Source organism: Herminiimonas sp. KBW02, from assembly GCF_003852535.1.
GTDB lineage: Bacteria > Pseudomonadota > Gammaproteobacteria > Burkholderiales > Burkholderiaceae_D > Oxalicibacterium.
The window spans coordinates 244436-259529 of the sequence record NZ_QAJP01000004.1 but is presented as its reverse complement, the minus strand read 5'-3'; the positions used below and the strand labels follow the sequence as shown (position 1 = coordinate 259529).

The following is a 15094-nucleotide window of genomic DNA, read 5'->3' as shown; positions in this document are numbered from 1 at the left end:
CTGTTTTCGTGTATTTACGCCGGAATTTCTTAATGAGCATTATCAAGGGGTCGCTGGCAAATCAGGCCGGAAAAAGAGGGGGAAAGCCGAGTCATTTCGGCGATATGCAATGAAAAACCGGAGGAACAGGACGTTAACAGCTGAATAAAGAACCAGAAAAACAGCGGCTAGCCGCCCCAGAACTCTCTAACGATGGGCGATGGACAGCTCGTGCAGGATGCTACTGAGTCGTTCCATGCGGAAGGGTTTTACCAGGAAGTAGTTCATCCCGGCATCCATACATATTTGTATATCTGACAATGCACCAGCAGCTGTCAAAGCGACGATGGGCAAGGTCGCAACCGGCCCGGGCATATTGCGGATGGCACGGGTGGCTGCCAGGCCATCCATTTCCGGCATGTGCATGTCCATCAGTACGACGTCGAATGCGCCGTTTTGTACCGCCTGCAATGCTTCCAGTCCGTTTTGCGCTATTTCTACGGTATGACCAGCCTTTCTCAGCAAGGTGGCGGCGACTTTCTGGTTAATTTCATTATCTTCGGCCAGCAGGATGTGTAATTGCCGCGTACTTGTGGCCGGGGCCACCAATACTTCAGCCGCCACTTCGGTTTCGCCGCCGATACCGAACTGCAGCTCAAACCAGAACTGGCTGCCTTTGCCTTCGGTACTGTGCACACCGATGCTGCCACCCTGCATATCGACGATTTTTTTGCAAATGGACAAACCCAGACCGGTACCGCCAAAGCGCCGCGAAATAGAACTATCGGCCTGCGAAAAAGCCTGGAATAAACGCGCCTGCGCATCCGGCGCGATGCCGATGCCGCTGTCGATCACGGTAAAACGCACACGTGCCTGGCTGCTGCTCTGGTTCAGCAGCTCCACCTTCAGCGTCACCCCGCCCTGCTCGGTGAACTTGAGCGCATTATTAATCAGGTTCAGCAAGACCTGACGCAAGCGATTGGCATCGCCGACCAGAAAAAGCGGTATCTCGGCCGGACATTCGACCCTCAGCGAGAGCGAGGCATCGCTGGTGCGCGATGCCATCAGGTTAATTACGCTATCCATGGTTTTGCGCAGATCGAACTGCGCCGCTTCAAATTGCAAGCTGCCCGATTCGAGCTTGGAGAAGTCCAGGATGTCATTGAGTATGCTGAGCAGGGCTTCGGCAGAATATTGCGCGGTTTCCAGATGTTCACGCTGAGTACGATCCGAGGTTTCGGCCAGCGCCAGCTGCATCATGCCCAGCATGCCGTTCATCGGCGTGCGGATTTCGTGGCTCATGACGGCGAGGAATTCGGATTTTGCCCGGTTCGCCGATTCCGCGTCATCTTTGGCTATCGATAAATCGCGCGTGCGCTCCACTACTTGCTGTTCCAGGTTACGACTCAGGTTCAGCAGGGATTCATATAGCTGCACATTGGCCAGACCAGCAGCGATATTCGTGCACAACACGTCTATCAGTCTATGCTCGATCTCCGACAGGGAACGCTGCAAAGGACACCAGATGACATATTCATTGGCATCGTTCAGCGTCTGAATGTACAGGCCGACATATATGTCGCTATAAATATTTCTTTGCGTCGCCAGCACCCTCTGCACCGCATCCAGCACGGCAGGCTCGGTACGGATGACCTTGCCGACCGAAGTCACGATCACCAAGCCATCTTTACCGAGCGGGCGCCGCGTGACCAAACCATCGAGCGGATGCTGGATGAGCAGGTTGACCTGCTTCAGGATTTGCATCGCGAATGCCTGCTCGGACGGTGTCTGCAGGAAGGCCGAAGCAGCATGCACCACATGCTCAAGCCCGTTACGGCCTTTTTCCAGCAACAGGATATCTTCGTAGGAACGCAGCGCCGAGATAATGCAGGTCAAGAGTTTTTGTCGCGTCAGCTCGGTCTTGGCCTTGTAGTCATTGATGTCGTAATCGATCACCACATCGCGTTCCGGCGCCTGTCCCGGCTGCCCGGTACGCAAGACGATACGCAGGCTGCGGTTGCGCATTTTTTCGCGGATGTGACGCACCAGACGGAGTCCGGCGTCCTCTTCCTCCATCACCACATCAAGCAGGATGATAGCCATATCCGGATGCTGCGCCAGTACCTGTCGTGCTTCTGCCGCCGAATACGCATGCAGGAATTCCAGTGGACGCCCCTTGAAGCGCACATCGATCATTGCTACGGCAGTGACTTGATGCACTTCTTCTTCATCATCCGCGATCAGGATTTTCCACGGTAAGCCACCGTCGCCGCTGCCGCCTTCTTTTTCCGGGGCAAATGAAAAATCGTCAAACATTGCGCGTCCTAAGCATGAGCTGTACCGTCCTTATCGACTTCGCTCTTGAGCGCATCTGCCGCTACCTCCAGCGGATTGCGCGGAAAGCGCACTATGAAGGTGGTTCCCACACCCTCCTGGCTTTCGACGCTAATCTGTCCCTGCAAGGTACCTGTCACCAGATTGTGCACGATATTCAAACCGAGGCCGCTGCCGCCGCGTCCGCGCATCGTGGTGAAGAAAGGATCAAAGATTTTAGCCAGATGTTCCGGCGGGATACCTTTACCGTTATCCGACAGACGCAGTTCGAGCAGTTCGCTTTCTGCTGTGCCGTCATTCGTACCTGTACCCTGTACCAGGATCTGAATTTCTCCCCGCGTCTGGTCAGCGAAAGCATGGAACAGCGTGTTCATGACCAGGTTGGTAATGACTTGCGACAAGGCACCCGGATAGGTATCCACTTCAATCGCCGCATCGCAAACCACCGTCATCCGGTGTTCGGAGCGCCGTAACATCGGACTCAGATTGGACAGGATTTCATTGATGTAAGCCTTCAGGAAGAAGGTACGTCGCTCTTCGCTGGTCTGATCTACCGCCACATCCTTAAAGCTCTGTATCAGAGTGGCCGCACGCTCCATATTCGACAGCAGCAATTTACTGATCGTGCCTGCCGTGCCGACATACGCATCCAGATCAGAGCGTTTCATGGTGCCGCTCTGGAATAGCGATTGCAACCTGCTGGTCTCTTCCGCCAGCGTGGAAGCACCGGTAACGCCGACGCCCAGCGGTGTATTGATTTCATGTGCAACGCCTGCCACCAGTTGTCCCAGCGAAGCCAGCTTGGCCGATTCAACCAGTTGCTTCTGTGTACGGCGCAAGGAATTCAGGGTGTCGTGCAACTCAGTATTTTTCAGGCTGAGGGCTTGGGTACGCGCTTCGATTTTTTGCTCGAGGTCGTTATACAAACCGGCGTTTTCCAGCGAGATCGCAATTTGCGTCGAAAGAATTTGCAACAGCTCGGTGTGTTCCTGTGTAAACGCATCGATCGCCAGATTGTTTTCCATATACAGCACGCCAACCAGCTGACCTTGCTTTTGTAGCGGCAGGCATAGTATCGACTTGGGGCGTTCGCGTTCTATATACGGATCACCGTTGAATTGACTGTTGTTAGCGGCATCACCCAGCACGATATTGCCGTGCGTGCGCTTCACATAATTGATGACCGCCAGGCCTAATGTCGTGCTGTTTTCCAGCGGCACGCCTTTTTGTACGACGATAGTGCCGTCGGCGCTGACCTCCGCCTGTATGTACAAGCGACCATGCTCCATCAATAACAGTGCACCTTTTTGCGCGCCTGCATTCTCGATCAGCAAACGCATCAGCTTGGACAACAATTTATCGAGCTGGATTTCGCCGGACAAGGTTTGCGAAGCCTTGATGACTGTTTGTATATCGACCTGCCGTTCACGTGCGACTTCCAGATCGCGGTTATCTTCACGGCGGCGCGAAATTACACGTGCCAGCAATATCGGATAAGCCTCTTCCATCTGCATCGCTTTGGCAAAGGCGCCCCACTCTTCATAGCGCGCATGCGCCTGCTCCAGATGCATGCGCGCGTTGATATCCTTACCCTGGCTGAGGTAAAACTTGCCGGTCAATTCGTGCGCCAATGCTTCATCGTTGACGAAACCGTATTTGCGCGCGCCGGTAATGGCCAGTTCATAAGCCTGCTCGGCCAGCCTGTTCTTATCACTGACACGGTAGCGCTCCGCTTCGACCAGCTGCCATTTATGCCGGTAGTTCATGGGCGCATGATCGGCCCATTCCTTAAAACGACGCTGCCACACTTTGACGCGCGCCAAAGTCGCCGACGAATGTGCATCGTAGGGGCGGCATAAAGCCAGATCCGACAGCGAGTGCACCCACATCAGGAAGGCCGATGACGGCGTACCGAAATGGAAGCCGGGCAGTTCCATCGCTTCCGCTGAATGCAGGCGCGCTTTGACGAATTCGCCGAAATAATATTCGCCTGTCGCCTGTATCGTGCGGACATAAAAGATACCCCATGGATCGGCAGCGTTCTTGCGCGACTGCACATAATCTTCCTGGTCCCGCCCCTGCGTAATATCGGCTATCGACTCCCCCACCAGACGTGAAAACAGCAAGGCCCAGGGGATCATGACGCCCAGCAAAGCGGCGTAATCCATCTTGCGATAAATATCGAGGTCTTTGCGTATAGTGTGCAGCGCTTCCTGCACATTGCCGCCGGACTGGAAGCGTATCGCATCGGAGAATGACAAGGCCACCATCGCGCCGGGCCGGTCACCGGTTTCCATTGCCTTGACGTAGATATCCATCAAGGGCTCCAGCGACAGGCGCAGGTGTTCGCGATGATGCCGGATGATGCCGTGGAAAATACCGGCCGCACCCAGCGATATTTTTTCGCCGCCCAATTGCGCCGCCACCTTACCGAATTTGTAGCCTTCGGAGATCTTGCCCAGCTTGCCGACCAGGGTGCGGCCCCACACTGCGTACGCATAGGCGCAGTTCGGTGAAGAACCGTAATGAATGGAACGCCTGACCATTTCCAGTGCCACCCATAACACGGCATTGGAACCGGCCAGATAAGTGAAACCATACCCGAGGAAGGCCATGGTCGCGTGCAGTTGCAGCAGGTAGACCGGATCGGTTGCCGGCGGCAAGTTCTCCAGCTCCAGCGGATCACGACCGCGCAGCGCCACTTTCAACTTCATCCGGGCCAGCAGGATATGCTGTTCATTCAGGTTGGGCGGGATTCTGATACCGGCAATTTCCAGCATCTCTATCCCTGTCTTCATCAACTCCTGTGGCTTATAAATCGCACCGTAGCAACGAATCAGATAATTTTTTGCCGCGATGATTTCGCCCGGCGTTTCACTGTGCTCGCAAACAATCTGGCACAGCTTTTCCATTTCCTTGTAGTCGGCGCGCGCAAAAGCTGCATTGATTTTCTCCATGTACAGCTCGTGCATGAAGACTTGCTTTTCACGCCAGATATGTACACGGCCAAACTCGCTCGCAATATCGATGCAATCATGATGCACATCGAAAGCAGCTGTTTTGCGCGCCTTCTTGGCTGCCTGCAAATTCAGTTCCGCCAGCTTCTCTTTCTCGCTAGCCGCGGTGAGTAAAGAGCGCCCCTGATTCAGGTGATCGACCAGTTCAAAGATCGACTCTTCTTTTTCTTCTTCTGTCAGACTGTTCAGCAGCAGACGACCAATTTCCAGATGGATGGCGTCTGCTTCATATTTGGCGATACCTTCGTACGCCGCCTGCTGCACCTTGTCGTGCCGGAATTGGTATACATATGAAACCAGCGCGGTGGCCGCCACCGTATGCTCGGCCGGCAAGACCAGACCGGTCTGGATCGCATCGTGCAAGAGCTCGCCGATTTCCTGCTTGGAGCGCTGACTGACGGTTTCCAGTGTCTGCAAATCAAAGCGACTGCCTATGCAGGCCACAATCGTCAACAGGCGTTGTGTGGATTCGGGCAGACGTCGCAATTCCTTGGTCAGCAGATCGACCACGTTATCGGTAATGTTGAGTTCTTCAATCTGCGCAATGTTCCAGCGCCAGTGGCCATGTTCAAAGAACAGGAAGCCATCGCTATTAAGACTCTTGATGAACTGCCCGATGAAGAAGGGATTGCCCAGGGTCTTGCGATAAATCAGGCTCGCCAGCGAAATCGCTTCTGCTTCCTCGCATTGCAAGGTATCCGCCACCATTTCCAGGATGCTGAGGTCAGTTAGGGTGTTCAGTTCTATGGTGGTGACATTCGCGTCCTTGCGGATCTGATCTATCGTCAGATTCAGCGGATGCGCGATATCGACTTCATTGCTGCGGTAGGAGCCTATCAATAACAGGCATGGGTCATTCAGGTTTCGCATCAGCAAGCTGATGAGTTTGAGCGATGCGGCATCTGCCCATTGCAAGTCATCCAGGAACAAGACGATAGGATGTTCGACACGCGTAAACACGCTGACGAAATTTTGCATCACGTAGTTAAAGCTATTGCGCGTGGCACTCGGCAGAGGTACTTGTGGCTGCTTACCGATAATGAATTCCAGCTCCGGAATCGCATCGATGATCAGTTGCCCGTTTGGCCCCAGCGCTTTCAATAACTTGGCGCGCCAGTCGGCGATCCGGCTTTCGCTTTCCGTCAATATTTGCCGCATCAATTCGCGGAAAGCCTGGTTAAAGGCCGAGTACGGGATGGTACGCTTGAACTGGTCGAATTTACCGGAAATGAAATAACCGCCCTGCGCCACCACCGGCTTATGAATCTCATTCACCAGCGAGGACTTGCCGACGCCGGAATAGCCAGTGACCAGCACCAGCTCGGCGGTACCGGTCGTGACATTCTTGAAGGCACTCAGCAGACGCGCATATTCGCAATCACGACCATATAATTTCTGTGATATCTGCAGGCGGTCGCAGACATCCTGCTGCGCCAGCGGAAAAGGCTGTACCGCCCCGCTTTCCTGCAAGGCGATGCGACATTTTTCTATATCGCCCAGCAAGCCTTCCAGACTTTGGTACCTGTCTTCGGCATTCTTGGCCAACAGCTTGAGCACGATATTGCCGACGGCATCCGGGATAGCCGGATTAAAGCGACTCGGTGGCAACGGTTTCTTCGCGATGTGGCTATACACCAGCTCCATCACGCTGTCCGACTCGAACGGCAAATGCCCGCTCAAGAGTTCGTACAACACAATGCCAAGCGAGTAGTAATCGCTGCGGTAATCGACCTGGCGATTCATGCGCCCGGTTTGTTCCGGTGAGCTATACGCCAGCGGCACCGTGGCGTCATTACGGAACTCCACCGATCCATCCTGCAGCAAACGCAAATTGGCGAGGCACACGGCCTGATGCAGATCGACGCGTTTATGCAGTTCGTTCAAGCCTTTGATCAGGGCGACGAATAAGTGCAAGGCAGCATTCAGGTCGTAAGCAACAACCTCGCTATGTTCAGCGTCTGCCTCGTGCGCAATCGGCGAGACACGAAAAAACATCGCGCGATGCAAGCCGACTTGCGTCTGACTCGCGCGCTTCGGTAATGGTGACCAGGCAGATTGCTGTGGAAATTTAATTTGATGCTCCGGGTTCATCGCAATGTTGGCGACAAAGGGTGCCAGTTCGTCTTGCAAAAAAGTTAATTACAGTTAATGATAGGCAACTGTACTTTGCTCAACCGCCCCGCGTAATATAGCTGAAACCTCTAGTGCGCGGCCATGATGTGGTATCAAATCTACAATTAATTTATGTCAGACAACACACTCGCGCAAGAAACCATCCCGGCTGGCGAAAAACAATACATAGAAGACCTCTCCGCCCGTCTCAAAGCCAAAATCATCCGCGACAACCCCACCGGCATTATGCGCCGCGATGCACACCCGAAGATGCACGGTGTGGTCAAGGCTGAATTCACAGTTGAAAGCGACCTGCCAGCTGAATTACGTGTCGGTATTTTTGCCGAGGCACGCACTTACCAGGCCTGGATCCGCTTTTCCAATCAGGACGGCACGATACAGCCGGACAAGGCACGCGATATTCGTGGCATGGCGATCAAACTGATGGGCGTAGCCGGTGACAAATTGCTGGAGAGCGAGCGCCACGAACAAACCCAGGATTTCATCGTCATCAGCACCAATGTCTTCGTGACCAAGAACGTCGAGGAATTCGATGCGCTGATCAAAGCGATGACCGGCAGCATCTTCGCCAAAATCTTTTTCTTTGCGACGCACTGGCGCGTAATCTGGAATCTGGTGACTTCGCTGAAGGAGTTCGCCAATCCACTGCAAATGCGCTATTGGAGCACCACACCCTATTTATTCGGCAATACCGCCGTCAAGTACTCGGCCATTCCGCACGTCAGCGCCCCTGACACCGTACCGTCGAATCTAGGCCCGGATTACCTGCGCCAGGCGATGGTGCGCCAACTGGCACAAGGCGAGGCCTCGTTCGACTTCACGGTACAGCTGCAAACAAATGCCGACAGCATGCCGATCGAAGACCCAGGCAAGGAATGGAAAGAAAGTGAGTCGCCGTTCCGCAAAGTGGCGACCATACGCATACTGCAGCAGGAATTCGACAGCGAGGCCCAGCGTGTCTTCGGCGAGAACCTGTCCTATACGCCGTGGCACAGCCTGCCGGCGCATCGTCCGCTGGGCGGCATTAACCGCGCCCGCAAAATCGTCTACAACGCGATTTCGACCTTCCGCCACGAGTACAACAAAGTGGTGCGCAAAGAACCGACCAGCTGGGACATCTGATCCATCTGCCAGCTGAAATAAAAAAGGGAAGCCGCTCTGGCTTCCCTTTTTCTTTCCGTACCCGCATCAGGTCGGATCGACGATACCCTTCGCGATCATGCGCAATGCCGTCATGCTCGGGATGAAGAAGTAATCACCGCCGCGCGTTTCCACCAGGCGTGGAATCTTGGACAAGAAGTACGGTGCTTCATCACTATCTGCCGGAACCTGCAACACCGCCTTGCTCGGATGTTCATCATCATGGTTACCGAGGATGATTTCCTTGTCGTTGGCAGCGCGGAAATCATTACCGTAATTAATCCACTGCTGCTGTACGAACTCAAACTGGCGATTGATGCTGGAGTTGATCATCATGATCACGATGCCATGGTTGCCGTCATCGCGCGCCGCATCCTTCACTTCGCCATATGGCAGGCCACGCCGTATCACACGACGGCGATTGGCCAGCGCACCTGGCGTATCGAATGCATTCGGCGTCAGTTCCAGTGATGCACGTGGATTGATGCGTCGCAAATGGGAACTGAACGGACATTTCGACCCATCCATATCATCATCGAAGGTAAAGCCACTCAGCATGCGATCACGCTCGGCCGGCGTGGCCGCGGCAAACCTGGCATCCCATTGCGCCTTGCTGGCCGCATCCGGGGCCGACACGATGGGCGCACCGTTATCACGCCAGCGGCCGACGAACTTCGCCGCCAGCAATTCCTTGCCGCCCGGGTATTTCGCGCCTTCCTGCTCCAGATAGGAGTTAAAGGTGCCGACGTTTTCATGCAGCTTGCGATACACCATGAAGGTGCCGTTGCGTGACAAGAGTTGCGGTGCAGGTGCAATCGGATACTCTTCCGCTTCATCGCGATGACCAAGGATAAACTCACCGGTTGCCAGCGGCGCCCACTTGCCGCCTTTGAGCTGCTTGCCGCGCCCGACCACACGCTCCGGCTTGCCCGGCAAACCTTCAAATACCGGATCACCGATGCCGTCGGTATAACCGAAATGCTCCTTGCTGGTCGGCTTGCCGTCTTCAAAGACTGCATGCACGTCCTGGAACGGCAAATGCTCGGCACCATCGTCGCCGCGATGACCGGACAGAATAGCCACGCCACCGGCGCTGTCATGCACGATCTTTTGCAGCCATTCATACTTCTCCTGCATGGCGGCGCGCGTCTGGCCATTGATCGAGATCCACACATGCACGTCTTTATGACGGTCATGTTCGCGACTCTCTTTCCAGATCGGGTCCCAATACTCAGGTGCGCTGCGCTTGTCATCGCCCAGGATATCGACCCGCTTCTTCATACCCATCACGAATTCCATCGGGAAGCCGATCAGCGAAGCACGAGGCAATTCCAGCGTCTTCAGGCCGGGATAAGTGAAGGCGACATTCACAGTCGACATTGGTTTTTCTATCGGATTCGGTCCCTGCCCCCAATTCACGGCAGTGGTGACCTGTTCGGTCACCAGGCGTACAAACTCACGTCCGCGCGCACCATCGCGGATATTCAGAAATACATAACGTGCATACGGAAAGTTGTAGCGTCCATAGGCCCGTATCACGTTGCCTTGGATATCCATCAAGTCCAGAACTTTACTCACAAGAAGATCCTTCTACGATTGTTTTTGTACAGTGGATTGCCCGGGCAGCCATGTCGGCTCCTGCAGATTCGTCGGTGCTACCCGCTGGATAAATGCCTGATAAGCCTGCTGCAATTCAGCCGCCGGCAAACCCTGATGTTCAGTCACGAAGCGCGAGAACTCTTGCTTCAGATAGAGTCCCTTCAGCTGTTCCGGCAGCGGTTCATCATTCGAACCGACAAAGAACAAGGCCGCTTTCAGTTGGCACTTTTTGATATATGCAATGAAGCTGTCGGCGTCGGAGACATGCTCGAAGCCATAGCAGAAGCCCCACAGGTGACGGATGTCATCACTGATGGCGTTCCACATATCGCGCAGGTAAGCATCCGGATCGCCGTGGATATTGCAGCACCACACCAGGTATTTGGATTGCAGATGATCTTCTTCCGGCAAGGCGGCGCGGCGGAAACGATCGGAGAAAATGGACAGGAAGTCGTACCAGGTTCCGCCGAAATCGGTGCCGGGCAGCGATTCGTAGTACACATCGTCGAGCACAAAGTAGCGACACAAATAGGTTTGCGGCACTTTGGCCATCGGGCTCATTTCGTTCAGACCCCAATCCTGCAGGCGACGACGCACTTCATCGCTGTACGCGGTACCGCCGATATGGCCTTTCTGGATCGGGCACAGGCAGGTGATGGCATACGCGTTATTGCTGACATTACCCATGCTTATTCCCCCTTCGCCTGATCTGCCAGGCTGACGATCGGCGTCGGTTGCATATCGCCGAGGTCATGCTGCAGGCTGCGCAACAGGGCCTTGTACTGCTTCAGGAATTGCTCAGGTTCCGCCTGGCCATAACTGGCGTCGAAAGCGATCAGTTCGGCTTTCAGTGTCTTGGCCGCCTTGACATCATTCGCAGCCGCCATCGGATAGGCGTTGTAGTAGTGGTCAGTCTGGACCTGATTGAATTGTATGTAAGAGTGAAATGGCGTCAGCGGGACCGACTTCGGATAGCGGATATTCCATTTCCAGAACAGATCCAGTCCGCTCGGAATGGCAAACGTGAAGGAATCGACGTATTGCGCCCAGCTACCGTTGAAATTACTGAAGAACAGCATATACGCATAGTTCAGCTTTTCTTTCGGTTGGCGCTCATCCAGATGCGGAAACTGATTCTTGCCGATGATGACCCAGCGGGCGTAATGTATCAGCGACAGCGTGATCAAACCCTTGAGGGTGGCTGGCTTTCTCAGCGCTACCCAGAAAATCACCTTATTAATCCAGGTCATATACCAACGGATCGGCGTGATCACGTTCATGGCATATGCCTTCCCAGCAATGTTGGACATGCATTTCCCCTATTTGCAGCTGCTAAATAAAAAGCGCACAGGTATGCCACCGCATACCAAATGCGCTCGCTTTACCAAACATGTCTGCGCATCCGTCGGCAAGGGGCTACTTAGGCCCTATGCTCGGTACGCCTATGGCATACCGGCCCCGATCCGGCACAGACAATTGCAATCTTTTCCTTCAATAGCATTTCCGCACGGAAAATAACTTTCGCAAGACTACATGAAAAAATGCGTTTTTTGCAATTCCAAGGTGGGCTAAATATCGGGGCAAGCGCGGGTTTTTATTTAGGTTTACGCTTGAAACCGTGCTTTGATATATTCTTTCGTTGCAGCCAGCCTTTGCCGGCCCAGCTTACGATGCAGGACAACCCGTCGGGAAACCATGTCTTCATATCTGCCGTTCATAACAAAAAAAATCAGTTCTGCGCAGCGCCTGCGCATAGCACGTCGCCGGGAAGGCCAGAACAGCACACTGACTAACACACAGTTGGACGAGCGTTTGCTCGAGGATCTGCAACGCACGGTTAACAGTCAGATGAACGGCATCATCGGCGCACTGGAAATGATCCGGCAAAACGATCTGACAGCGGATCAGCGCGACATGGTCCACCTGGCGCAAAGCAGCGCCGACCGCTTGCTGCTGAATGTTGCCCAACTGCTCGAATCGAACACCGACCTCGGCATCAACCAGCCAGCCCAGGGTGCACTCGGTTCGCTGAACGGCGTCCGCATGCTGCTCATAGACAGCAATGCCGAAGTGCGTGCGCACGTGATACGTGAGCTACAGCAGCGCGGTGCGCGGGTGGAAGGCTTTGAAGTACCGAAAATCGCACTGGCGGCACTGGAAAGTGCGGCTCTTGCAGGCGATCCCTACCGCATCGCCCTGTTTGATCAAAACATTCCTGGCATCGATGGCGAAACACTGGGAACCGCGATAGGCAGCTCACCTTTGTACCGTGACACGCTGGTGGTACTCATCAGCGATGAACATACGCAACATGATGCAGACCGCCTGGCGCAAGCCGGTTTCTCCGCATGGCTGCCGAAGCCGCTGCAGCAAACCATGTTGCTCGATACCCTGAGCCTGCTCTGCAGTTGCATAGCCAAGAAGGATGCACCGCGCTTCGTCTGCGCCGGCGTACATCTGAATACCGATTATCTCGTCTCCGATAATGCGCATGTGTATACCCATACCCGGGTGCTCGCAGTAGATGACAATCCGGTCAACCTGCAAATTGCCGAGCGCATGCTGGCGCGTTTTGGCTGCCAGGTCGATACTGCCGGCGACGGACAACAGGCGCTGCGCATGGTGCACATCCGGAATTACGATTTGATCCTGATGGATTGCCAGATGCCGAATATGGACGGTTATCAGACCACTGCCCTGCTGCGCGCAGCCGAAACCGGCGACGAACATGTACCAATAGTAGGCTGGTCCTCAGGCGTCAACCGCAGCGAACGTGACACCTGCCTGGCGATAGGCATGGATGACTTTATTTTTAAACCGATACGCATGCGTCCGCTAAGCGACATGCTGAGTCGCTGGTTAAAGCCAGCCTCGACGGAGCGTTCTATGGTGCGTAATGATGATGAACTGGAAGCCACGCAGGAAATGTTTGGCGCTGACTTTGCTGAACTGGTGGACCTGTTCCTGACCGATAGTCCCAAGCGTTTTGTCTTCCTGCATGAAGCGATACTGGCCAATGATGCGCCGACAGTGGCCAAGTTTGCCCACGTCTTGTGCGGCAGTACTTCCTCGATAGGTGCGACCACGCTGGCGGCCTTGTGTCGCGAACTGGAAATCCGGGCGAAGAACAACATCCTCGGCGATGCCAGCTTGCGTCTGACGGAAATCGAACTTGAATATGCGCGCATAGACAAGAAACTGCGTGACATGCTGGCCCGTACCGCGCCGCATGTAGAGCTGCCGCCAGGGGCGCATAATAAGCTCTGAAACCAAGCTCTGACAGCAAGAGACTACCCCACCTTAAATTTGAATTCCTGACGACAGGGAAGTATTTCTATTCCTGTCCGGTGCCACATATCACTACAATAGCCGCACTAGCCTGACTAACGATGAAACAAGCCGGAGTAAGCAAGAACATGAGTCCTATCCCTGAATCGAAAAAGAATCACCTCTGGCGCAAGACGGTCTGGTACACCGATCCGGAAGTGTATCCGCTGGGCCCGCATCATTCGGCCGAAGTCTATTGCTGTGAAGAGTCGAACGGCTACGCTGTCTGGTACGCCAGACGCCTGGCCAAGGATGACAGCCGCAATGTATCCAAAACGGAAAATGGTGATTACCTGCTCGACTATTTCGCCAGCACCAAACGTGACGATGCGATCGAACATGCAGTACTGATCGCCAACAGCGACGCCGATGTAGATCAAGTCATCGCCAGGCTGGATGCATTGACCAGGAACGCGCAAAAAGTCTGAAGCTGCTGCGGCCTGAAGCGATCTGGCGAACCGGAGATCAGGCCGCCATTTTGCGGAATTGCTTTTTCCCGCCTGCTTTCGCTTCATACATCAGGCGATCCGCTGCCTGCATGATCTCTTCGTAGGTTTGCAGGTCGGGATGAGGCAACACACAAATTCCTATGCTGGCGCCCAGACTCAGATCGCTGCGTGGCGCGCTCACTGCAACGATCGCAGCCAGTATTTTTTCCGCCACCAGCTCAACGTCTTGTGGATGGCTGACATGGCGCAACAGAATGCCAAACTCATCGCCGCCCAGTCGCGCTACCCGGTCCGACGCGCGGACACACCCGGTCAGGGCGAACGCAACCTTTTGCAAGGTTGCATCTCCGGCGGCATGACCGCAGCCATCATTGATCGCCTTGAATCCATCCAGATCCAGCAACAGGACTGCGCTCACTTCCTTGCTCTCGATACGCGCTTTGGGCGGCCTGAATAAATCATCGAACACATCGGCAAACCCGGCGCGATTCAATAAGCCGGTCAAATGATCATGCTTGGTCGCTTCTTCGAAGTGTGCGGCGCGTTGCTCAAATGCTTGCTTGTCCTGTTCCAGCCGCTTGACCAGCACGACGACATATAGCGGCACCAGGACATTAATCAGGATGATGCCAGTCGCAACGCCGGGTATCGAACGCCACTCCGGCGAAAAATAAAACGCGACAGACATCAGCGTCCCGCCCAATACCGACGACAACCAGGTATAGCGCGTACCGAAACGAAGACCGTTGCCGATTGCACCCAGCGCTGGCACCCACGCCACCAGCCCGGCCAGGAAACCCGCCAGATACATGCCCAGCGCGGGTAAAGCCTGATCCAATATGGTGGCCAGAGTACGACGCACATTGGTACTGAAGACAGAGTAACGGACGACCGCGACCCAGATCATGGCGTAGGCGATATAGCCAACCGCACCAAGCACCACACTGAGCGGCACTGTCTGCCAGCGGAAATACCAGGCGAGGATGAGGTACAGACAAAAAGGTGTGACATTCAGGACGCGAAACCTGGCCTGACCAAGTTCGGTACCTATCGCGGACGGCTGTGGGGCAAGACTGGATAACCAACTCAAGCTAGGCATAGATCAGACCATCTTCT

At 54.6% G+C, this 15094-nt stretch carries 9 protein-coding genes; 3 read left to right on the top strand and 6 right to left on the bottom strand.

Annotated features, from left to right (window positions below; translation table 11 throughout):
* Positions 1–186 precede the first annotated feature (186 nt).
* Together DBR37_RS05600 and DBR37_RS05595 are read right to left on the bottom strand one after the other, a co-directional pair.
* Positions 187–2295: a response regulator gene (locus DBR37_RS05600; RefSeq protein ID WP_124573495.1), complete on the bottom strand. Its 2109-nt coding sequence runs from the start codon at positions 2293–2295 to the stop codon at positions 187–189.
* A gap of 8 nt (positions 2296–2303) precedes the next feature.
* Entirely contained in the window at positions 2304–7460 is a 5157-nt protein-coding gene (locus tag DBR37_RS05595) for an AAA family ATPase (RefSeq protein ID WP_233588288.1), read from the bottom strand.
* Positions 7461–7574: 114 nt separating this feature from the next.
* Between DBR37_RS05595 and DBR37_RS05590 the strand changes: the two genes are divergently transcribed.
* The gene (locus DBR37_RS05590) at positions 7575–8585 is read left to right on the top strand and encodes a catalase family protein (protein WP_124573494.1); all 1011 of its coding nucleotides are present in this window, start codon (positions 7575–7577) and stop codon (positions 8583–8585) included.
* A 66-nt stretch (positions 8586–8651) separates the two neighbouring features.
* Here the strand turns inward: DBR37_RS05590 and DBR37_RS05585 are convergent, their stop codons facing one another.
* The 3 genes from DBR37_RS05585 to DBR37_RS05575 are packed head-to-tail and all read right to left on the bottom strand — an operon-like array spanning position 8652 to position 11512.
* On the bottom strand, positions 8652–10181 hold the full coding sequence (locus DBR37_RS05585) for a peroxidase (RefSeq protein ID WP_124573493.1): 1530 nt from the start codon (positions 10179–10181) through the stop codon (positions 8652–8654).
* Between the two features lie 12 nt (positions 10182–10193).
* Complete coding sequence (locus DBR37_RS05580; RefSeq protein ID WP_124573492.1) at positions 10194–10889, bottom strand: hypothetical protein; 696 nt, start codon at positions 10887–10889, stop codon at positions 10194–10196.
* 2 nt (positions 10890–10891) lie between these two features.
* On the bottom strand, positions 10892–11512 hold the full coding sequence (locus tag DBR37_RS05575) for a hypothetical protein (protein ID WP_124573491.1): 621 nt from the start codon (positions 11510–11512) through the stop codon (positions 10892–10894).
* Between the two features lie 385 nt (positions 11513–11897).
* On the opposite strand from DBR37_RS05575, the gene DBR37_RS05570 reads away from it, so the two are divergent.
* Together DBR37_RS05570 and DBR37_RS05565 are read left to right on the top strand one after the other, a co-directional pair.
* Positions 11898–13469 (top strand): response regulator, encoded by a 1572-nt coding sequence (locus DBR37_RS05570; protein WP_233588287.1) that lies wholly within the window; start codon positions 11898–11900, stop codon positions 13467–13469.
* Positions 13470–13618: 149 nt separating this feature from the next.
* Positions 13619–13957, top strand: coding sequence for a hypothetical protein (locus DBR37_RS05565; RefSeq protein ID WP_199739048.1), 339 nt, complete (start codon positions 13619–13621; stop codon positions 13955–13957).
* A gap of 37 nt (positions 13958–13994) precedes the next feature.
* Here the strand turns inward: DBR37_RS05565 and DBR37_RS05560 are convergent, their stop codons facing one another.
* Positions 13995–15077: a GGDEF domain-containing protein gene (locus tag DBR37_RS05560; protein WP_124573489.1), complete on the bottom strand. Its 1083-nt coding sequence runs from the start codon at positions 15075–15077 to the stop codon at positions 13995–13997.
* Between the last annotated feature and the right edge of the window lie 17 nt (positions 15078–15094).